General features: G+C 65.8%; 17 protein-coding genes. 6 read left to right on the top strand and 11 right to left on the bottom strand.

The genetic code is table 11. The features are described 5' to 3' along the window. Positions 1–62 precede the first annotated feature (62 nt). Positions 63–737 (top strand): 4-carboxy-4-hydroxy-2-oxoadipate aldolase/oxaloacetate decarboxylase, encoded by a 675-nt coding sequence (ligK, locus tag KBA48_RS09305; RefSeq protein WP_292905497.1) that lies wholly within the window; start codon positions 63–65, stop codon positions 735–737. After that, positions 730–1,800: a 4-oxalomesaconate tautomerase gene (locus KBA48_RS09300; RefSeq protein WP_292905495.1), complete on the top strand. Its 1,071-nt coding sequence runs from the start codon at positions 730–732 to the stop codon at positions 1,798–1,800. The genes ligK and KBA48_RS09300 overlap by 8 nt, the downstream gene beginning before the upstream one ends. A 291-nt stretch (positions 1,801–2,091) precedes the next feature. Here the strand turns inward: KBA48_RS09300 and KBA48_RS09295 are convergent, their stop codons facing one another. The 5 genes from KBA48_RS09295 to KBA48_RS09275 form a co-directional block, all read right to left on the bottom strand. Beyond that, positions 2,092–2,712: a 2-dehydro-3-deoxy-6-phosphogalactonate aldolase gene (locus KBA48_RS09295; RefSeq protein WP_292905493.1), complete on the bottom strand. Its 621-nt coding sequence runs from the start codon at positions 2,710–2,712 to the stop codon at positions 2,092–2,094. Further along, complete coding sequence (locus KBA48_RS09290) at positions 2,712–3,587, bottom strand: 2-dehydro-3-deoxygalactonokinase (protein ID WP_292905491.1); 876 nt, start codon at positions 3,585–3,587, stop codon at positions 2,712–2,714. The genes KBA48_RS09295 and KBA48_RS09290 overlap by 1 nt, the downstream gene beginning before the upstream one ends. A 21-nt stretch (positions 3,588–3,608) precedes the next feature. After that, a complete protein-coding gene (locus KBA48_RS09285; RefSeq protein WP_292905489.1) occupies positions 3,609–5,177 on the bottom strand; it encodes a beta-N-acetylhexosaminidase in 1,569 nt (522 codons plus the stop codon). Next, complete coding sequence (locus KBA48_RS09280; protein WP_292905487.1) at positions 5,174–7,942, bottom strand: TonB-dependent receptor; 2,769 nt, start codon at positions 7,940–7,942, stop codon at positions 5,174–5,176. The genes KBA48_RS09285 and KBA48_RS09280 overlap by 4 nt, the downstream gene beginning before the upstream one ends. A gap of 154 nt (positions 7,943–8,096) precedes the next feature. Continuing rightward, entirely contained in the window at positions 8,097–8,783 is a 687-nt protein-coding gene (locus KBA48_RS09275; protein ID WP_292905485.1) for a hypothetical protein, read from the bottom strand. A gap of 49 nt (positions 8,784–8,832) precedes the next feature. On the opposite strand from KBA48_RS09275, the gene KBA48_RS09270 reads away from it, so the two are divergent. After that, positions 8,833–10,401, top strand: a complete 1,569-nt coding sequence (locus tag KBA48_RS09270) for a tetratricopeptide repeat-containing sulfotransferase family protein (protein WP_292905483.1) — start codon at positions 8,833–8,835, stop codon at positions 10,399–10,401. Here KBA48_RS09270 and KBA48_RS09265 read toward each other — a convergent pair. The 5 genes from KBA48_RS09265 to KBA48_RS09245 are packed head-to-tail and all read right to left on the bottom strand — an operon-like array spanning position 10,387 to position 15,450. Beyond that, on the bottom strand, positions 10,387–11,841 hold the full coding sequence (locus tag KBA48_RS09265) for an amidohydrolase family protein (RefSeq protein WP_292905481.1): 1,455 nt from the start codon (positions 11,839–11,841) through the stop codon (positions 10,387–10,389). The two genes, KBA48_RS09270 and KBA48_RS09265, sit on opposite strands and share 15 nt — an antisense overlap. Before the next feature lie 13 nt (positions 11,842–11,854). Beyond that, complete coding sequence (locus tag KBA48_RS09260) at positions 11,855–13,126, bottom strand: alanine racemase (protein ID WP_292905479.1); 1,272 nt, start codon at positions 13,124–13,126, stop codon at positions 11,855–11,857. 2 nt (positions 13,127–13,128) lie between these two features. Then, on the bottom strand, positions 13,129–13,905 hold the full coding sequence (locus tag KBA48_RS09255) for an SDR family oxidoreductase (protein WP_292905477.1): 777 nt from the start codon (positions 13,903–13,905) through the stop codon (positions 13,129–13,131). Continuing rightward, the gene (locus tag KBA48_RS09250) at positions 13,898–15,058 is read right to left on the bottom strand and encodes a hypothetical protein (RefSeq protein ID WP_292905475.1); all 1,161 of its coding nucleotides are present in this window, start codon (positions 15,056–15,058) and stop codon (positions 13,898–13,900) included. The genes KBA48_RS09255 and KBA48_RS09250 overlap by 8 nt, the downstream gene beginning before the upstream one ends. 2 nt (positions 15,059–15,060) lie before the next feature. Then, positions 15,061–15,450 carry a RidA family protein gene (locus KBA48_RS09245; protein WP_292905545.1) on the bottom strand — a complete coding sequence of 130 codons (390 nt, stop codon included), beginning with the start codon at positions 15,448–15,450 and terminating at the stop codon, positions 15,061–15,063. 370 nt (positions 15,451–15,820) lie between these two features. On the opposite strand from KBA48_RS09245, the gene KBA48_RS09240 reads away from it, so the two are divergent. The 3 genes from KBA48_RS09240 (at position 15,821) to KBA48_RS09230 (ending at position 18,878) form a co-directional block, all read left to right on the top strand. Then, a complete protein-coding gene (locus tag KBA48_RS09240; protein WP_292905473.1) occupies positions 15,821–16,744 on the top strand; it encodes a MurR/RpiR family transcriptional regulator in 924 nt (307 codons plus the stop codon). Between the two features lie 260 nt (positions 16,745–17,004). Beyond that, entirely contained in the window at positions 17,005–18,267 is a 1,263-nt protein-coding gene (locus tag KBA48_RS09235) for a sugar MFS transporter (RefSeq protein WP_292905471.1), read from the top strand. A 14-nt stretch (positions 18,268–18,281) separates the two neighbouring features. Then, positions 18,282–18,878 (top strand): aspartyl/asparaginyl beta-hydroxylase domain-containing protein, encoded by a 597-nt coding sequence (locus tag KBA48_RS09230; RefSeq protein WP_292905469.1) that lies wholly within the window; start codon positions 18,282–18,284, stop codon positions 18,876–18,878. Positions 18,879–18,977: 99 nt separating this feature from the next. Here KBA48_RS09230 and folD read toward each other — a convergent pair whose 3' ends face one another. Next, positions 18,978–19,880: a bifunctional methylenetetrahydrofolate dehydrogenase/methenyltetrahydrofolate cyclohydrolase FolD gene (gene folD / locus KBA48_RS09225; RefSeq protein WP_292905467.1), complete on the bottom strand. Its 903-nt coding sequence runs from the start codon at positions 19,878–19,880 to the stop codon at positions 18,978–18,980.

Below are 19,880 nucleotides of genomic sequence, written 5' to 3'. Positions count from 1 at the left end.
TGAATTGCCCCGGACGGCACGCGCGGTCAAGACAGTCTGATCGATTTCGCGGGAGAAGCGTCATGTCCGGTATCGTCGTCCAGAATATCCAGCGCGCCGAGGCGTCCGTCATTGACGGGTTGGCCCGCTGCGGCGTGGCAACGGTGCATGAGGCGCAGGGGCGGACCGGTCTGCTGGCCAGTCCTCTGCGGCCTATCTATGCCGGCGCACGCATTGCCGGATCGGCCGTCACCATCTCCGCCCCGCCGGGCGACAACTGGATGGTGCATGTAGCGATTGAGCAGATCAAACCGGGTGACATTCTGGTCCTGGCGCCGACCAGCCCCTGTGAGGATGGCTATTTCGGTGACCTGCTGGCCACATCGGCCATGGCGCGCGGTTGCCGTGGGCTGGTCATTGATGCCGGTGTGCGCGATGTCCGCGACCTGACGGAGATGAAATTCCCCGTCTGGTCCAAGGCCGTGTTCGCACAGGGCACGGTGAAGGCTACACTGGGATCGGTGAATGTGCCCATCGTCTGCGCAGGCGCCGCCATCCAGGCCGGCGACGTCATCGTCGCCGATGATGACGGCGTCTGTGTCGTCCCGCGCGCACAGGCCGCCGCCGTCCTGGACAAGGCCCAAGCGCGCGAGGCGGCAGAAGGGGCAAAGCGTACCCGTCTGGGGGCCGGTGAACTGGGCCTGGATATCTATGACATGCGGGGCAAGCTGGCGGCGATGGGGCTGAAATATGTCTGAAAGAGGGGGGCATAACGGTATCCGCTGCATGTGGATGCGCGGCGGCACGTCCAAGGGTGGCTATTTCCTGAAACAGGACCTGCCGGCCGATACGGCGCGGCGCGACGCCCTGCTACTGGCGATCATGGGATCACCGGATGCGCGGCAGATCGACGGCATGGGCGGGGCCGACCCGTTGACCAGCAAGGTGGCGGTTGTCAGCCGGTCGCAGCGGCCGGATATCGACGTGGATTATCTGTTTTTGCAGGTCTTCGTCGATCAGGCCATCGTCACCGACGCCCAGAATTGCGGGAACATCCTGGCCGGTGTCGGGCCGTTCGCCGTCGAACGCGGCCTGGTTGCCGCATCGGGGGACGAGACGCCGGTGCGCATCTTCATGGAAAATACCGGACAGGTGGCGGTCGCCACCGTCGCGACGCCGGGCGGCAAGGTGAACTATCAGGGTGACGCGCGCATCGATGGCGTGCCCGGCAGCCACGCGCCCGTGCCCGTGGAATTCCGCGACACGGCCGGGTCCTCCTGTGGTGCCCTGCTGCCCAGTGGCAATGCCCGTGATGTGATCGACGGGGTGAGTGTCACCCTGATCGACAATGGCATGCCCTGCATCGTGATGAAGGCGGCCGATGTCGGCATCACCGGGTATGAGGATCGCGAGACGCTGGACGCCGATACCGCGCTGAAGGCCCGGATCGAGGCGATCCGCCTGAAGGCCGGCCCCCTGATGAACCTGGGCGATGTGGCGGCCCAGTCGGTGCCCAAGATCATGCTGGTGGCCCCGCCGCGCAACGGGGGGGCCATCTGCGTGCGCAGCTTCATCCCCCACCGCGCCCACGCCACCATCGGGGTCCTGGGCGCGGTCAGTGTGGCCACGGCCTGTCTGGTGCCGGGATCACCCGCCGCCGAGGTGGCGATACTGCCGCCGGGGCCCCGCAAAACCCTGTCGGTGGAACACCCGACGGGGGAGATGAGCTGCGTTCTGGACCTGGATGAGAGCGGGGCGGTACGCACAGCCGCGTTGCTGCGCACGGCACGCAAGCTGATGGACGGGATGGTGTTCCCATGAGCCGAGACGTCCAAAGCTGTACATGTCGCGGACCCGACGGCCCACCCCCGGACATTCTGCTACGGGGAACAATGTGGAGCATTGCCGGCCGGTGTCAGCGCATCAGGTGGGGACCGCCCGCAGGCCGATGACACCGTACACGGCATCCTGAGGATATTGGTTGCCGGCCAGCGGCCGGAGGCCGGTATTGATCCTAAAGCCTGGTAATGGCAGGTGGCAGTGGGCAGGAAAATCCATCCATGTCGATTTAAATCAGGTGCCCATTTACGACGGTCGCCCGTCGCACGCTGTTCAAAGTTCTGCCGTGAACCGTCGGGCAATTGCCGCCACTTCCGTTGTCTTCATCCCGGGCCGGTAGAGAGCGGAGCCCAAACCGAAGCCATCGGCCATCGGGCGCCAATCACCCAGCGTTTCCGGTGTGATGCCCCCCACGGCCAGCACAGGCAGGTCAACAGGCAGCACGGTCCGCTGTGCCGCCAGGAAGCCGGGCGATGCCACCTCCGCCGGGAAGAGCTTCAGCCCCGTGGCCCCGGCGGCGATGGCGACCATCGCCTCCGACGGGGTGAGAAAGCCCGGCAGCGACACCATGCCGGCCGCGACGCTGGCCTTGATGACAGCGGCATCGGCATTGGGCGAGACAATCAGCCGCCCGCCGGCATCGCGTACCGCCGCCACCTGCCCGACCTCAAGCACCGTACCGGCCCCCACCAGCACCCGGTCACCCAGGCGCCGGGCCAGCAATTCGATGCTGCGCAGCGGGTCCGGGGAGTTCAACGGCACCTCGATCATCACGAAACCCGCTTCGACCAGGACATCCCCCACCGCCTCCACCTCATCGGGGGTGATGCCGCGCAGAATGGCGACCAGCGGGCATTCTGCCATTGCCCGGGCCAGGATTTCTTTTGCAGTCATCAAACCATGCTCCAGATAGAACTGATGCCGGCCAGGAATGCAGCCTGGCTGGAAACCGGGTGAACAACGCCGCCCGCCGTCGCGATCGCCGCGGCATAAAGTCGGGCCAGCCCCCCATCGGCCAGCAGATGTACCGGCTGACGGGGCGCCAGCGCCTGTTCGGCCACGTCCCCGCCGATCAGCAGCCCGCTGACCCGTGCGGCAACCTGCGCCGGTTGCCTCAGGCCCAGCAAGGTGGCCGCCCGCTCCCCGAACAGCCGGCCCAGCGGCGCGCCCTTCACTGCCAACGCCAACCCGGCATCAAAATCCGCCCCCGGCTCCACCGGCCCGTCCAGCAGGCCGGACAGCAGACTGTGGCGGCGCAGCAGCGCAAACAGTTCCCCCGTCATCGCGGTGCAAAAGCCGGTCAGCGCCCCACGCGACAAGGTCGCCCATTTGCAATGGGTTCCCGGCTGGCACAGCAGGGCATCGGGCGGCACCAACCCGGCCTGGAGGGCACCCAGAATCTGCACCTCCTCCCCGCGCATCACCTCCGGGCGGGCCGGATCGGCAATCGCGACGCCCGGCACGATGGCCGTGCGTCCCGGTTCGACCCAGTGCAGACGCGATGCAAGGTCGGACAAGGTGACCGGACAGGCAAGATAGGGCACCTCCACCCACCCCCGCGCCGATCCGACCATGCCGGCGGCGATGATGGCCAGGTCGCCGAACCGGTCACGCAAGGCCGCGATCTCCACCGGAAACTGCTCACGTGTCAGGGACAGAACGCCCCTGTCATCGACCTGCGTGGCCAGCAGGGAACCGTCCGTGCCCATGACATGGACGCGCCGGTTCGTCGTTCCCCAGTCGATGCCGAGGAAGGCGGGTTTGCTCATGATGTCAGTGCCTTGAAGGAGTTACCGTTCCGCCAGCCCGCGCCGGGCCGTATCGATGCGATCGGCGCGGCGCATCAGGTCCCAGACGCTACCCCGGGCCGGTCCCGTCCACAGCCGTTCGGCCATGACCAGCATCGGTTCCTCCGCCCGGCTCAGGAAATAATGATCCGTATGCCGTTCCGCCCGGTCCGCCCAGATGGCCAGCGCATAGCCCAGCACCTGGGGCGAGGTGTCGTGGGGATAGCGTTCATAGACCTTTTCCAGGTCGAACAGGCCGTAATTGCTGTTGCGGTTGATGTCTTCCCACGGGGTCACGTACATCGTGTCCTCCGGCGTCAGGATGATGTCGAAACCGTCCTTCTTGATCTGGGCCTCCATCTCCTGGTTCCAGACCTCCACGATGATGTCGCGGTCCGGCAGGGTGGAGGTCTTGTCATCCTTGAAGCCCCACCAGCTCCAGATCATGGTGCGCTTGCCATGGGCCTTCACCACCTGATTGGACTGGTTGATCCAGTCGATGAAGACATCGCCCGGATATTTCAGGCCCATGCGTTTCGTCGCTTCCATCAGTTCCGGGCAGCGTTCCTTGTCCGCGTCATACTGATACTCGTCGCCACCGACATGGAAATAGGGACCGGAGAACCAGGGAATGAATTCACCCAGCAGTCCCTTCAGCCATTCCGCATTCTCCGGCCGGGTGATATCGACGGTCCAGGCCTTGTCCCCGATGGTGGGCGCCGCCTCCCGCAGCCAGTGGGATGAACGCATGGACGGACATTTGAAGCCCAGTTCCGGCTTGTAATCGGTCAGGGCCACGGCATGGGCCGGGATGTCGATCTCCGGCACGATGGTGATGTGGTGTTGGGCCGCCCACGCCTCGATCTGCTTCACATCCTCCCGGCTGTAGGAGGCGCCGGCCGGCGCCAGGCCGGGATAGCGCGGGCTGTCCAGCCGGAAGGCCGGCCAGTCGGTGAAATGCAGATGCAGGGTGTTCAGCTTGTAAAAGCCCATGCGCGCGATCAGGGCCTTGATGCTGTCCATCTGGAAATAGCGCCGTCCCAGATCCAGCATGACAACGCGCCTGCCATAACGGGGATGGTCGTTGCCCACCCCGCGCGGCAGCAGCGCCTTGGCCGGATCGGGTGCCGTCAGCAGCCATTGCAGCAGGGTGCGCCCGCCATAATAGAGCCCCGCCGCGGCCGACGCCTCCACGGTGACCTTCATATCGACCGACAGGCGATAGCCTTCCGCCGCCAGGGGGGCGGATGTGGGGCGCAAAGCCACCTCGCCTTCCCGCGCGGCGCGGCGCACCACCTGCCATGTCCGGCCCGTCACCTTGGCCAGATCCTTGGCCAGCAGGTCCGCCTCCCCCGTCCAGTCGGCGGGGGCGGCGGGGTCGAGTGCCAGGGTGGATGTCGCGGCCAGCGACAGGGTGCCGGTGCCGCCCCGCCATTCCTGCATCAGCGGCAGAAGATGGTCGGCTGACAGCACGGCGCTGGTGGCGGCCACGGGCGGGACCGGGGGCTGTTTCCCCCAGGCCGGAACGCCCGCCAGCAGAGCCGCCGCGAGCAGGATCGACGCCGCCCTCACAGCTTCACCGACAGCATCAGGGTGAACCGGCGGCCATAATCGGTATAGCTCAGGAACTGGTTTTCATAACGGCCATTGGCCTTCACCTTTTCCTTGGTCAGGTTCACACCCGTCGCGGTCACGGCCATGCTCTGTGTCAACTGATAGCCCAGGCGCGCATCGATCTGGTGATAGGGCGCGAAATATTGCGGCTCGCCGGAACCGTTATAAAGCAGCGATCCCAGGAAGTCCGACCGCCAGTTATAGGCAAGCCGGGCCGAGAACGGCCCCTGTTCATAGAAGCCCACCAGATTAGCGGTATCGCTGAGCCCCGGCAGCGCAAAGCTGACATTGGGCTGTGACTTGTCCAGGGTGGCGTTGCTGGTGACGTGGGTATAGTTGGCCTGCACACCAAAGCCCATGTCGAAGGCATAGGTGAAGGAGGCGTTGACCCCCTCGATCGTGGCCTTTTCCGCATTCACCGGTCTTGTGACGATGAAGGTCTGGTAAGCCGGGTTCGCGACGGAGGCTATCACCTCCTCCGCCGTGCCCTGGACGATGAAATTATCCACCTTCTTGCGGAAATAGCCCAGCGCCAGGGCCCCGGTATCGGCGAAATACCACTCGGCCGAGGCATCGAAATTGGTCGACAGGAAGGGCTTCAGGTTCGGGTTGCTGCCCGTGGCATAGCGGGCCACGACAAACGTGCTGCCATAGGAGATCTGGGGTGCCAGATCCTCCAGCGTCGGCCGGGTCATGGTCCGCGACACGGCCCCGCGCAGCACCACGTCCGGATGGACATCCAGCTTGACGTTCAAGGATGGCAGCCAGTTGGTGTAGCTGTTCTTGGCACTGACCTGAGTCAGGTCGTTGCTGGCGAAGGTCTTGTACAGCACGCCCGGATTGTCGCCGGCCTGCACGGCCAGACCGGTCAGAACGCGCATGCGGCCCGTGGAGGTCAATTCCGTGTGGGACATACGCAGGCCCGCCGTGACATTGACGGGCATGTCGGCAATCTCGTCATCCAGCTTCACGCTGGCATAACCGGATGTCACCTTCTCCTTGATCTCGAAACTGTCGCCCGTCTCCACGGCTTTCCAGCTTCGGCCATTGGCGATGAAATCGGCCAGCCCGCCGGCAGAGGCGTTGCGCGTGCGATTGGCCAGGTTGACCGGGTCCGCCATCCAGGCCCGCAAGGCATCGCCATCGATCATGAACATGTCGGCGTTCAGCTTGTCGTTGCCGAACTTGTCGCCACCCCGATAGATGCCCTTGACGATCTTGGCATAGTCGATCACCTGCCCCATGGCATTGGCCTGATACAGGCGCTGGATCGGCAGCGGGGTTTCCCAGTTCTCGTTGGTCTTGCGCGCCTCGACATAGGCGGCACCGATATCAAGCTTCACATTGTCCAGCGCCTGCCAGCTCGTATCCAGCTTGGCCTGTCCCGTGCTGGCATCGATATAGGCGCCGCTGTTCTTGTTGATGCGGGCGCGCAGCAGCCGTTCGTTCGCCTCAGCCACCAGATTGCCGTTCTGGTCGAACCACGGCACACCGCCATCCATATGGACCAGGAAACCGGGCTGGTTCAGGATTTCCAGCGTCTGGCTTTCGTCCAGGCCGCGATTATCGTTACGCGCTGTGGAGTAGGAGGCGTCGAACACCGCCTTGAAGCTGTCGGACGGCTCCCACGCCGCATTGAACCCGCCCAGTTGTGTCGTGGTCGGTCGCTTCTTCTTCGTCAGGTTGAAAGCATAGCCCGACAGGTCATAGCCGATGCCATGGTCGAAGGTGGTGTAGGAACCGTTGGTGTCGATGACGTTGCGGTTGGTGTCCTGCACGGCCCAGAACCAGTTGCTGGCGCTGTTGATCTCCGTCGTCACGTTGAACTTCGAATAAAGATAGTCGAAGCCCAGCGTCAGGTCTTCCGTCGCCTCGAACTGCACCGCCAGGGTGCCGCCGGTACGGCTGCGCTTCTCCTCCACCACGCTGCGGGTCAGGTCCTGCATACGCCAGGCCTCGTCCCGGTCGTCGGAGACATAGGCATAGGCGTCGGCATCGAAGAACAGATTGTGGATCATGCCGCTGTTCTGGACATCATAGGTACGCTGCTTGCGCTCCTGATGCACGAAGGAAGCCAGGATGCCCAGACGGCCATCGTAAAACCGGTTGGACGTGACGAAGGAGATTTGCGGCGTCACATCCCGGCTGTTCTCCTCGTAATTGGCGGAGACATTGCCGGCAAAGGTGAAGCCCTTGAAATCGAAGGGCTTGGCGGTGACGATATCGACCGTGCCACCCACACCACCCTCCGGCACATTGGCGGGCTGGCTCTTATAGACCAGCACATTGCCGATCAGGTCGGATGCCACCGTGTCGAAGCTGAAGGAGCGGCCCGGATTCTCGCTGGCGATGGGGCGGCCGTTGAACAGGACATTGGCGAAGTCAGGGCCCAGCCCGTCGATGCTGATATAACGCCCCTCGCCGCCTGACCGGTCGATGGAAACGCCGGGGATGCGCTGCAGGGCCTCGGCGATATTGGCGTCCGGGAACTTGCCCACATCTTCCGACGAGATGCCGTCGACGATGGCGTCCGACGCGCGCTTCATGTCGATGGCGCTTTTCAGGCTGGCGCGCACGCCGGTGACAATGATCTCTTCCAACACATAGGGTTCATCACCCGCCGCCTGCGCGCCGGCAACAGGTGCCAAGGCCGCCAGCACCAGAACCGACGCCCCGGTCAGCAGCAGGCCGCGCCGCGGAAGATCCGTAAAGAAATGCTCCATCGCTCTACCCCCCGTGCCGGTCAATGCCGGCCGTCTTATGTATCCCGTTCCGGTCTTTCCCGGGATGTCACCCATCAGGAATTACCGGATGTCGGTACGTTACATTTTTGACCGCACAAATCAATCATTTTTGTATCAACACTACGACACAAGATCAGAACCGATAGTCATGGGCCTGGATCACCGTCTGCTCATGCTGGCCGACCAGATCGCGCAGGGACGGGCTGTAATAGTCACGGAAGGGGCCGTGCCGGCTGGTGTTCAGCGGCGGCGCCTGATCCAGGAACAGGGTGGCCAGCGGTCCCGCTTGCGTGGCCAGATCGGCCAGAAGGGCGCGCAACCCGTCGCGCAGGCATTCGGTGGGAATGATGCGCGGCGACGCGGCATCGGCATAAAGGCGGCGATAAAGAAAGCTGTAGAAACCCAGGCCGGAGCCCCGGATATGGGCGATACAGCGGCTGGTCAGGTTCAGCCCGTGCTGCATGAATTCACGCGGAAATGCAGCCTCCAGCGCCTTTATCCGCGACTCGTTTTCATGCAGGGTCACCAGATTGCGGATGGTGCCGTCGAAATCCAGCGCGCCCTTGTCGGAGCAGACCAGGAACAGGGCATTGGGCCGTTCCTGCTGACGCTGAAAGAAGTACCAGGAGACGTAATAGTCCCAGGGATTGCGGACGGTGCCGGCCACGGGCAGGTGACGGAACGCCGCCGGCAGCTCCGCGTAAGGCAGGTGATAACCCGCCCTATGCGCGCCGGGCACGCATTTCAGCAGCAGTTGATTGGCAAAAGTCCCGCCGGACTTGTGCAGATGGAGAAAAATGAATTCAGGGCAGATAATCATGTCGGTATGATATCATCCGATGTAGCGAAACTCCATATGATCCCCATCCATGACCGTAATGATTCGCCAAAATGATCTCCATGCCGCCGCGCTGGCCGCCCTGATCGCCGGCAGGCCGGACAAGGCCGAGGCTTTGCTGCGCCCGGCGCTGGCCTGCGATCCGGCGGATGCCGCCGGCTGGTCGCTGCTGGCCCGCGCCATGGGGGACAGGGGACGGTTCGTGGAGGAACTGGAGATGTGCGGACGGGCCGTGGCGCTGGCCCCGGCCACCGGTGAATATCAGGCGCAACTGGGCAAATGCCATGCACGGCGCATGGACATCGCGGCGGCGGAGCAATGCGCGCGGGCGGCACTGGCCTGTTCGCCCCTGTCCGATCTGGTGCTGGACGCCATTGCCGCCATCCATACAAGGCTGGGCCAGCATGAACAGGCGGCCAAGGTGCTGCGCCGGGCCGCCGATGAGGGGTCGCGCAACCCGGCCGTCCATTTCAACCTGGGCAGCAGCCTGAAATTCACCGGCGATTTCGATGGCGCCCGTGCGGCGCTGGAAACGGCGATCGGTCTGGCCCCGCGTTACATCAAGGCACACGCGGCCCTGACATCGCTGGGCGGCATCAGTGTGGAGCACAACCATCTGGACCGGCTGACGGGCCTGATCACGGCGGTGCCCGATGCCCGCGACCGCATCCATCTGGCCCATGCCGCCGCCAGGGAATGCGAGGCTTTGGGACGCTATGACGAGGCCTTTGCCCATCTGCGCGATGGCAAGGTGGCCCTGCTGAAGACCCTGGGCGCCGATCCGCGGGAGAGTGCCGGGGCACTCACGGCGGTCCTGGTGGCACCCACCCCGGCCATCGTCGGCACATCCCCGGCCAGACCCGTCTTTGTCGTCGGCATGCCCCGGTCGGGCACCACACTGGTCGACCGTATCCTGTCGGGCCATCCCGACCTGACCTCCATCGGGGAGTTCCAGCATTTCGCCCAGTTGCTGCGTCAGGCGACGGGCGTCGCCACCCGTCATCTGGTGGACGGCGCGGTGCTGGAAAAGGTGGCGGCAGGGCGCGTGGACCTTGACGGGATCGGCCATGCCTATGTGGAGAAGGGGCGGCAGCTTGCGGGCGGGGTGGAACGGTTCCTGGACAAGTTCCACCTGAATATCCAGCTTGTCGGCCTGATCGCCGCCGCCCTGCCCCAGGCCCGTTTTGTCTGCCTGATCCGCAATCCGCTGGATAGTGTGGTCAGCAATTACCGCCAGCTTTTCGAATTCGCCACCCCGCTCTACCGCTATTCCCTGGATCTGGCGGCGGCGGCGGAATTCTATACCGGCTTCCGGCAATTGGCGGCGCGCTGGGCGGCCCTGCTGCCCGACCGGTTCGAAATGGTGGAATATGAGGCGCTGGTGGCCGATCCGGAGCCGGGCGTGCGCCGCCTGCTGGATTTCTGCGGCCTGTCCTGGCACCCGGCCTGTGTCCGGATCGAGGAGAACCGCGCCGCCGTCGCCACGGCCAGCGCGGTGCAGGTGCGCCAGCCCATCAACACATCGTCGGTTGGCGGCTGGCGGCGTTACGCGGCCCATCTGGGTCCGGCGCAGGCGGTGCTGGGATCAGCAGCAGCCTGACCGCGCCAGGAACCGCCCCGCCCGTTCCCCCGCCAGCGTCCCGTCGGCCCAGGCCAGGGTGCCGTTCACATAGACAAGGTCGATCCCCGCCGCGATGGCCTTGGGATCGCTGTAGGTCGCCCGGTCGAGGATCACGGCCGGATCGAAAACCGTGATATCGGCGGCCATGCCCGGGGCGATACGGCCCCGGTCACCCAGTTGGAAGGTGGCGGCCGACAGCCCCGTCATCCGGTGCACCGCCTGTTCCAGCGAAAACAGCCCCAGGTCACGGGAATACCGGCCCAGAACGCGCGGGAAGGTGCCCCACAGGCGCGGATGCGGCAAGGGGTCGTTGGGCAACCCGTCGGAACCGACCATGCAGGCCTCATGCGACAGGATGCGCCGCATATCCTCCTCGTGAATCTGGAAATAGCTGGCGCCGCCGGGCATCAGCCGGGTCGCCGCTTCCGCCTGGGTACAGCCCCATTCGATGGCGATGTCCTTCATGGTGCGGCCGGCCATTTCCGGGTGCGGTTCGGACCAGTTGACCAGCACCTCGATCTCCCCATCCGCCAGATCGGCGCGGATGACGGTGGAGCCGGCATTGTAGGGATAGCAATCCATGAACACCGGCTGCGACGCCCGCGCGGCATCGATCAGGCCCAGCGTTTCCGCCGACCGGCCCCAATTGCGCACGCCGGCGCATTTATGGTGGGAGATGACCAGCGGCAGCCTGTCCGCCGCCGTCACGGCAAAGGCCTCGCGCAGGGCATCGGCCACCCCGTCATATTCGTTGCGGATATGGGCGGTATAGACCCCGCCTTCCGCCGCCACCAAATGCGCCAGACAGGTCAGTTCCGCGATATCGGCCGCCGCACCCGGCGCATAGAACACCCCGGAACTGAGGCCCAGGGCGCCGTTGCGCAGGGCGTCGCGCAGCAGGTCGCCCATGGCCCCGCATTCGCGTGCATCGGCCGGCCGGCCCAGATCATCCATGCACATCAGGCGCAGGGCCGAATGGCCGACCAGCGCGCCGACATTGACGCGCGGCACGACGCGTTCCACGGCGGCGCGATAGGCCGCGAAATCCGGATAACGGAAATCGCCGAGAGCCCCCAGCAGGTTGAACGGTTCCTCCACCCCGTCGGCAAAGCACAGCGGGGCGGCAGAGATGCCGCAATTGCCGACGACGACGCTGGTCACCCCCTGGCTGACCTTGGCCACCATGTCGGGATTGGTCAGGCAGGCCAGATCGTCATGGGTATGGACATCGATGAAGCCGGGGGCCACGGCCCGACCGGCCGCGTCGATCTCCTGCGCCGCGCGGACGCCGCGCAGGTCGCCGACGGCCAGGATGCGCCCGCCGCCCACCGCCACATCGGCCGTAAAGCCGGGCGCGCCGGTGCCGTCGATCACGGTGCCGCCGCGCAGCACCAGATCGGGTTGGATATCCGAAGCCACTTTGCGGGCCCTTTCAGAAGAAGGTTTTCAGGCCGCCGGTGACGCGGTAATCGTCATCGACTTCCAGCAGCACGCGCCATTTGTCGAAGGTCGTGCAGGGGTGCGAAATACCCAGCGCCACCATGTCGCCCACGCAAAGCGGCGTCGCCGCCGCCGGCATCTCGGCCAGAACATGGGCATGCTGGTCGCTCAGCTTCGTGATGCGCCAGCCATGGGTGGATTGCGGTGCCGTATGCAGCCCCGGCCGGAACCAGGATTTCAGGCCGGGCAGGTCGATATCATGGGACAGGTCACGCTTGCCCGCCGACAGGACCAGCAGCCCCGGTTCCGGCCGCGACAGAACCCGCGCCCAGACCTCCAGCGCCGGTTCCAGACCCGGTGCCTGCCCCCGTGCCGCCACGTCCCCCAGCAGGCGGCCATAGAAGCCGTCATCATGGGTGATGTAACAGCCGCTGCGCAGGATGGGCACGATGCCGGGCGCCGCAACACCACCGAACAGCCGGGCCACCAGATCGAAATAGGCCGACCCTCCCGCACTCAGCAGGATATGGTCGGGATCGGCAAAGCGCCCGTCGGCACGCAGGATGGTCAGCAGCCCGACCACATTGTCCAGATAGGCATCCACCGCCTGCGGGTCGGGCAGCAGCCCCTCATACCCTTCCACCCCCACCAGACGCAGCCGATCCAGGCGGCGGATCTCGTCGGCCAGGATAAGACCGCCTTCCAGGCTGCGCACGCCGCAGCGGCCGCCCGGAAACCCGACCTCGATCAGCACGCGGGCCGCTGGCGCGTCGGGCCGGGCGGCCATGGCCGCCTGCAACTGCCGCGCCCCCTCCACACTGTCCAGCAGCAGGTGATAGGTGCTGTCGGGCGCCCCGGCGCTCATGGTGGCGAAGGCGGCCAGTTCGGCCGGCCCCAGCACCTCATTGGCGATCAGCACGCGCTGCACGCCGATGGCGTGGCAAAGCGCCAGTTGTTGGATATTGGCAACGGTGATGCCCCAGGCCCCCGCCTGCAACTGCCGCTCGAACAATTGCGGGCACATCGTTGTCTTGCCGTGCGGGGCCAGCTTCATGCCGCTGGCGGCCAGATATTCCTGCATGCGGGCAATGTTGCGGTCCATGGCGGGCCGCTTCAGCACGGCCGCCGGCAGCGGTACATCCCCGGCCAGCACCCGCCAGCCCTGGCCCGCGATCTTGTCCAGCGTGAAACCGGGGGGCAGCGGGGGCAATCCCTTGGTGCCGGGGGGCAGCGGATCGGACAACAGGGGGGCGAGCTTCAGCATGATCAGAACTTTTCCAAGGTCAGTTCGGCCGCCATCACCGGATTGCCCGCCGTCAGGCCGGCATCCACGGGCAGCACCACGCCGGTGATCATGCGCGCATCATCGCCAGCCAGGAACGCAGCGGCCTTGGCGATGTCCGACGGGTCGGGGAAATCGCGCAGCGGGTACCATTTGCGCAAGGATGTGAAAATCTCCGGATTGCGCTCCGCCCGCGCGTTCCATGCCTGGGTGCGCACCGTGCCCGGACAGATGATGTTGGCGCGGATGCCCAGCGGCCCATATTCGATGGCCAGCGAACGGGTATAGGAAATCAACCCCGCCTTGGCGGCGCTATAGGCCGGGTGGCCCAGGGCCGTCATGGCATTGACGGTGCCGATATTGACGATGACGCCGGCGCCGCGCGCCATCATGGCGGGCTTCACCGCCTCCACGCAATGGTACGCCGCCGTCAGGTTGATGCCCAGATCATGCGCCCAGGCCTCTGGCGTCATGTTGACCAGGGCCGTGGCCGCCGCCGCACCGGCATTGTTGATCAGGATGTCGATGGCACCGAACCCATCCACCACGCCGCGCACCGCCGCCAGATCGGTCAGATCGACCGCGGCGACATGCAGCCGTTCGCCGGCATCCATGGCCCCTTTCAGCCGGTCCAGCCCGCCTGCATCCAGGTCCAGGGCCAGCACACGGGCACCGGCATCCAGGAAATGCCGGCACAGCCCGACGCCGATACCGCCGGCCGCCCCGGTGATCATGATGTTTTTCGCCGTAAAATCAGCCATTCGCCCCACCCTCGCGCAGCGTCCGCACCAGCCGATCGACCCAGCCGATCTGCGGCGCCGGCAGCAATCCGAAATTATAGAAGGAGATATCGTCGATGCCCTGGGCCCGCACGGCCGCCACCGTCTCCACCAACTGCGCCTCGCTGCCCATGTCGGGCAAGCCCGGACGCAGGATGACACGCGGCGCCGGCCCCTGCCCCGCCAGCAGGTCCAGGACATGGCGCAGATCCGCCGCCGCATCCGCCGCAGACCCCTGATAGAGGGGCAGTTCCAGCCCGTCGGTGACGGCGTTCAACGCACGCAGGTCGCCACCTTCACGATAGGTGGTGGCGTGGGGGCGCTGGCAGGTGGAGATGACGCGCACCGTCACCGCCGTCCGCACGGCAGCACGGATTTCAGCGCACAGGGCGGTGACGATGCCACAGCGCCATGCGTGGAAAGCCGCCAGCAGGTCTGCATCCACCGCCGCTTCACCCCCCGCCAGCGCCGCATCAATGGCGGCCCTAGCCTGAAGCCGCAGAGCATCGGCATCGATCCCGGCCGCCCTGGCGCCGACCCGGCAATGGTCACAGAAGCAGAGGCCCAGCAATTCTTCCGCTGCTTCCGGCAGCGTGCTTTGCGCAAATTCATGGTGATAGCCATGGGCATAGGTCAGCCAGCCCGGTGTTTCCAGCAGCAGGCTTTCCACATCCAGGCTGTCCGCGATATCGGCGCACAGCGCCACGGCATGGTCGCGCACCAAGGGATGGGCCGGGCACAGGCTGTAGATATAGGCATCGCCCCAGGCATTGCGGACGGTACAGTCCGGATGCATCAGGCCCAGGCGGCTATTGTGGTTCAGCACGGTCCAGGCCCGGATGGGCATTGTCCCGGCCGCACATAATTCGCCCAGCACGTCGCGCGCGCCGGTCACCGCCGCCATCTGCGGCTTCAGCGTGCCATGGCTCACGCGGCCCCGGCTGCGGAAATAGACGGTGCCATCCTCCGGGAAATAGACCCGCGCCACGGGGTCGCGCGGCTGAATGAACTTCCCGGCATGGTATGAGGTGGCAACCGTCAGGTGCATCATGCCGCCACCCTGCATGCGGGCCAGATCATGGACCGGGTCATGCAGGTTCCAGGGATAGGCGTACCAGCCCAGCGACAGGCCCATGGTCAGGCCGGCTCTCGATAGGCGGTGACGTCGATCTCCACCTTGGCATCGACCATCAGGGGGGATTGCACGCAGGACCGCGCCGGCGGGCCATCGGGGAAATAGCTGGCATAGACACGGTTGAAAGCCTGGAAGTCGCGGGCATCGTCCAGCCAGACATTGGCCTTCACCACATCGGCAAGCGTGCAGCCGGCCTTGTCCAGGATGGCGATGACATTGCGCATTGTCTGGTGCGTCTGTGGGACGATGCCACCATCGATGATCTCGCCTTGCGCATCCATGGCCACCTGGCCCGACACGAAGACGAAGCCGCCGGCCCGTGTCGCCTGACAGAAGGGCAGCGCCTGCCCGCCCGTGCCCGTCTTCACCCCGCCGATCCGTTCAATTGCCATGATCACCACCCTCTCCCCGACATCCGCCGTTCCATCGGCCTTTCTCCTTCATCCGCCGAATTGATCGGAACGTCAAACATAAAATGTAGCTTTGATACATTCTTGATCTGAAACCGGTAGTGCATCTTTGAATCCGGGGGCGGAGTCCGGGCAAACGACAGCCGGACGTCCCCACTCCGCGCCCCGGGCAGCGCCAAAAGGGCTACAGAAATTCTTTTTATAATCAACTCACTACCGAAAGGCGTCCTGCCCCTGCGTCGCCTCATCCAAAAATGTCGTTGATTGTTCGACCAAAATGTAACAAACATCCAACGACATCCGAACACAGCAGAATCCGGTGGGACGGTCGATGGGATATCAGGACAATGCGATGCCGGACGATCTGCTGGATCGTATAGAGGCGCTGCTGCCGTCGCTTTCCCGGTCAGAGGCGAAGATCGCGCGAAAGCTGATGGCCGAACCGGAAGAGTTCGTGCGTTCCAGCGTGCGCGCCATCGCGGCCGATATCGGGATCAGCGAGCCGACGGTTGTCCGCTTCTGCCGCACCATCGGCTGCGAAGGCTTCCGCGACCTGAAATACCGCATCATCCAGGATCTGGCCCTGCGTCAGGCCCAGCGTGATGCCCGCCTGCCGGCGGAGGCCGGCGGCACCGGCCCGGCCACCGAACCGCCCACCGGTTTCGACGGTGCCGCCAGCGTGGAATTCGCCCGCCACCTGCATGGCCGCGCGCTGGCCGCCCTGGACGGGGCGATGGCGGGACTGGATATGGAGATGATCGGCCGGGCCGCCGCCGCCCTGGCGCGGGCCCGCAAGGTGCTGATCTATGGCCTGGGCGGCAGTTCCGCCATCCTGGCGCAGGAGATGCACAACCGCCTGTTCCGTCTGGGCATCGCGTCCACCTTCTACACCGACAGCTACATGCAGCGGATGAGTGCCGCGACGCTGGAGGCGGCCGACGCCGCCATCTTCGTCTCCTCCACCGGCCGGCCGCGCGCCTTGCAGGACAGTGTCGAACTGGCCCGCTATTACCGGGCGCAGACGGTGGCCATTACCGACCGCGACAGCCCGCTGGGCCGCGACGCCGATATCTGCCTGCATGTCGACCTGACCCAGTCGGGCGTGCATGAGTTCCAGCCCAATCCGATGCGCTTCGCGCAACTGCTGATGATCGATCTGCTGGCCTATCAGGTTGCCGAAAGCCTGGGGCCCCGTGCCAAGCTGATGCTGCGCCAGACCCGGGCCAGCGTCGCCTCCCTGCACGGGATCGCCCCGCAACAGCCCATCGGCGACTGACCGCCTTATACCAGTTCCCGGTGGTCGGTACCGATCACCGGACCTCAATCGCCGGCGCCCACATCCGTGGGCCTGGCTACGCGCCACGTGGCGCGCGGCGGCCGTCGCCGCCGGACCGGCTCTTGATGTGTCAACCTCATCGAGAGCCGGTCTTACGCGCAATCCCGGAAAACCGGGGCGGACAGAGGGGGAACGCACAGACGGACGAGCAGACCGTCCGGATGGTGCCCTATGCCCGGACGAGAACAAGGGAAACAGGGATGAACACGGAATTGCCGGCCCCCGCCGCCCCGCGCGGCACCATCGCGATCCTGGGGGCCATGTTCTTCATCTTCGGCTTTGTCACCTGGCTGAACGGGCCGCTGATCTCCTTCGTGAAGCTGGCCTTCTCGCTGAGCGATGTCGGCGCCTTCCTGGTGCCGATGGTCTTCTATCTGTCCTATCTGGTGCTGGCCCTGCCCAGTGCCGCCATCCTGCGCCGTACGGGCATGAAGCGGGGCATGGCGCTGGGCCTGGGGGTCATGGCCGTGGGTGCGGTCCTGTTCGGGCAGTTCGCCACCATGCACTGGTTCCCCGGCGCGCTGGCCGGGCTGTTCGTCATCGGCGGCGGGCTGGCGGTTCTGCAGACAGCGGCCAATCCCTATGTCGTGCTGGCCGGCCCGCCGGAAAGTGCCGCCCGGCGCATCGCGGTGATGGGCATCTGCAACAAGGGGGCGGGCATGCTGGCGCCCATTGTCTTCGGCCTTCTGGTCATGCAGGGCGTGGGCGACCTGGCGGCGGAAGTGGCCAATACCGCGCCCGAGGCGCGCACACCGCTTCTGGAAAGCTTCGCGCAGAAGGTCCACGGCCCCTATCTGGCCATGGCCGCGATCCTGGCGCTGCTGGCGCTGGGCGTGTGGCGCTCCTCCCTGCCCGACCTGCAGGCGGCGGAGGACCGCAGCAGCGGCGGCGACTGGCGCGGGCTGCTGGGCTTCCGCCATCTCTGGCTGGGCGCGGTCGCCCTGTTCCTTTATGTCGGCGTGGAGGTGATGGCCGGCGATGCCATCGGCATTTATGGCGAGGCGTTCGGCCTGCCGTTCGAGCAGACGGCCTATTTCACCTCCCTGACGCTGGGCGGCATGATGATGGGCTATGTCGCGGGGCTGGTCCTGATCCCGCGCGTGGTCAGCCAGGAACGTTATCTGGCGCTTTCCGCCCTGTTGGGGGCGGCGGCGGCGGCGGGCGCCTGGGCAACCCACGGCTACGTCTCCGTCGGCTTCGTCGCGGCGCTGGGCTTTGCCAACGCCATGATGTGGCCCGCCATCTTCCCGCTGGCCATCAAGGGGCTGGGTCGGCACACCGGCACGGGTTCCGCCATCCTGGTCATGGCCATTTCCGGTGGTGCCGTCGTCCCGCAATTGTTCGCCCTGCTGAAACAGGTGGCGGATTTCCAGTGGGTGTTCCTGGTTCTGGTGGCACCATCCTACCTGTTCATCTGGTATTTCGCCGTGCGCGGCAGCCGGCCGGTCATACCGTCGGCGTGATCGGAGGAAAGCCCATGTATTTCGACGGGGAATACCGCCTCATCGGCAGCGCCGATCCCGCCTCCGCCCAGGCCGCCGTCGCCGTCATGGGGGAAGAGGCCTGGAGGGTGGAGACGGGGCGCCAGCAGGTCTATCGCGCCCATGCGCAGACCGAGACGGTGGTCCTGATCTTCGATCCGGACATGCGGCACACGGACGCCACCATCCAGCCTTCCTTCGCGCAGTTCCAGCCCCTGCTGGAACCGGTCATGGACATCGTCCGGGATTTCTACGCCCGCAACCCGCGTCCCGGCGCCACGGGTCCCGGCTATTTCCAGCGCATCATCCTGGTGCGGCTGGCGGCGGGGGGTTCCATCGGCTCGCATCGCGACAATGGTGCCTCGCTATCCCGCGCCCACCGCATCCATTTCCCCATCGTCACCGCGCCGGGCGTGGATTTCGCCATCGCCGGGGTGATCCGCCATCTGGCGGCCGGCGAGATCTGGGAGATCAACAACCGCAAGCCCCACGCCGTCCGCAACCAGAGCCGCCAGGCCCGTATCCATGCGATCCTGGACTACGTCCTGCCGGGCGAGATCGTGGAGGACCCCGACGGGCGGCTGGTGGCCTGATACCATTGACATGAAATACCGGCGATGGACTGCCATCCGATGTCTCCCACGCCATCACGGGACAAGACACGCAAGGGGCCCATCCGCGTGAGGAAAAGATCAGTAGTCCGCGATATAGCGGGGGATCGCCAGGCTGCGGCGGCGGCAGGCGGCGATGATAGTGTTCAACAGCAGGCAGGCAATGGTCATGGGGCCGACGCCGCCCGGCACCGGGGTCAAGGCACCCGCCACCTGCCGTGCTTCCTCATACGCGACATCGCCCACCAGCCGGCTGCCGCCGTCGGCGGTCGCCACACGATTGATGCCGACATCGATGACGACAGCACCGGGCTTCACCCAGTCGCCGCGCACCAGTTCCGGGCGGCCGACGGCCACCACGAGGATGTCGGCCTGGCGACAAAGCGCCGGCACGTCGCGCGAGCCCTTATGCGCGATCGTGACCGTGCAGTCGGCCCGCATCAGCAATTGGGCCATGGGCCGGCCCACGATGTTGGACCGGCCCAGCACCACGGCCGACAAACCCGCCATGGCGCGGGCCCCGAGGCAATGACGCAGCAGCATCAGGCAACCCAGCGGCGTGCAGGGCACCAGGCCTTTCTGGCCCGTGGCCAGCAGGCCGGCATTGATGGCGTGGAAGCCATCCACATCCTTGGCCGGGTCGATGGCCGCCAGCACACTGCCACTGTCGATGCCGGGCGGCAGGGGAAGCTGCACCAGGATGCCATCCACCGCGGGATCGCTGTTCAGATCGGCCACCACGCCGAGCAATTCCGTCTGGCTGGTGGAGGCCGGCAATCGCAGGGTGGTGGAGCGCAGGCCCGCTTCCCTTGCCTGTGCCTCCTTGCTGCGGACATAGACTTGGCTGGCGGGGTCCTCCCCCACCAGCACCACCGCCAAGCCGGGCGTCACATCCCAATCCTCCCGCAATTGGGCAACAGCCGCGCTGACCTGCTGGCGCAGGCTCGCGGCATAGGCTTTGCCATTGATGACCGTTGCGGTCAT

The sequence above is a fragment of the Niveispirillum sp. genome (genome assembly GCF_017996735.1).
In the GTDB taxonomy this organism is placed as follows: domain Bacteria; phylum Pseudomonadota; class Alphaproteobacteria; order Azospirillales; family Azospirillaceae; genus Niveispirillum.
The sequence above is the reverse complement of the archived record's forward strand: the minus strand, read 5'-3'. Positions and strand labels throughout refer to the sequence as shown.

Bases quoted from the DNA above. Each gene is read 5' to 3' on its own strand.
- KBA48_RS09255 (WP_292905477.1), bottom strand. From the start codon at position 13,905: ATGGCTGATTTTACGGCGAAAAACATCATGATCACCGGGGCGGCCGGC.
- KBA48_RS09235 (WP_292905471.1), top strand. From the start codon at position 17,005: ATGAACACGGAATTGCCGGCCCCCGCCGCCCCGCGCGGCACCATCGCG.
- KBA48_RS09250 (WP_292905475.1), bottom strand. From the start codon at position 15,058: ATGGGCCTGTCGCTGGGCTGGTACGCCTATCCCTGGAACCTGCATGAC.
- KBA48_RS09290 (WP_292905491.1), bottom strand. From the start codon at position 3,587: ATGAGCAAACCCGCCTTCCTCGGCATCGACTGGGGAACGACGAACCGG.
- folD (WP_292905467.1), bottom strand. From the start codon at position 19,880: ATGACCGCAACGGTCATCAATGGCAAAGCCTATGCCGCGAGCCTGCGC.
- KBA48_RS09230 (WP_292905469.1), top strand. From the start codon at position 18,282: ATGTATTTCGACGGGGAATACCGCCTCATCGGCAGCGCCGATCCCGCC.
- KBA48_RS09295 (WP_292905493.1), bottom strand. From the start codon at position 2,712: ATGACTGCAAAAGAAATCCTGGCCCGGGCAATGGCAGAATGCCCGCTG.
- KBA48_RS09275 (WP_292905485.1), bottom strand. From the start codon at position 8,783: ATGATTATCTGCCCTGAATTCATTTTTCTCCATCTGCACAAGTCCGGC.
- KBA48_RS09300 (WP_292905495.1), top strand. From the start codon at position 730: ATGTCTGAAAGAGGGGGGCATAACGGTATCCGCTGCATGTGGATGCGC.
- KBA48_RS09260 (WP_292905479.1), bottom strand. From the start codon at position 13,126: ATGCTGAAGCTCGCCCCCCTGTTGTCCGATCCGCTGCCCCCCGGCACC.
- KBA48_RS09280 (WP_292905487.1), bottom strand. From the start codon at position 7,942: ATGGAGCATTTCTTTACGGATCTTCCGCGGCGCGGCCTGCTGCTGACC.
- KBA48_RS09270 (WP_292905483.1), top strand. From the start codon at position 8,833: ATGACCGTAATGATTCGCCAAAATGATCTCCATGCCGCCGCGCTGGCC.
- KBA48_RS09245 (WP_292905545.1), bottom strand. From the start codon at position 15,450: ATGGCAATTGAACGGATCGGCGGGGTGAAGACGGGCACGGGCGGGCAG.
- ligK (WP_292905497.1), top strand. From the start codon at position 63: ATGTCCGGTATCGTCGTCCAGAATATCCAGCGCGCCGAGGCGTCCGTC.
- KBA48_RS09240 (WP_292905473.1), top strand. From the start codon at position 15,821: ATGCCGGACGATCTGCTGGATCGTATAGAGGCGCTGCTGCCGTCGCTT.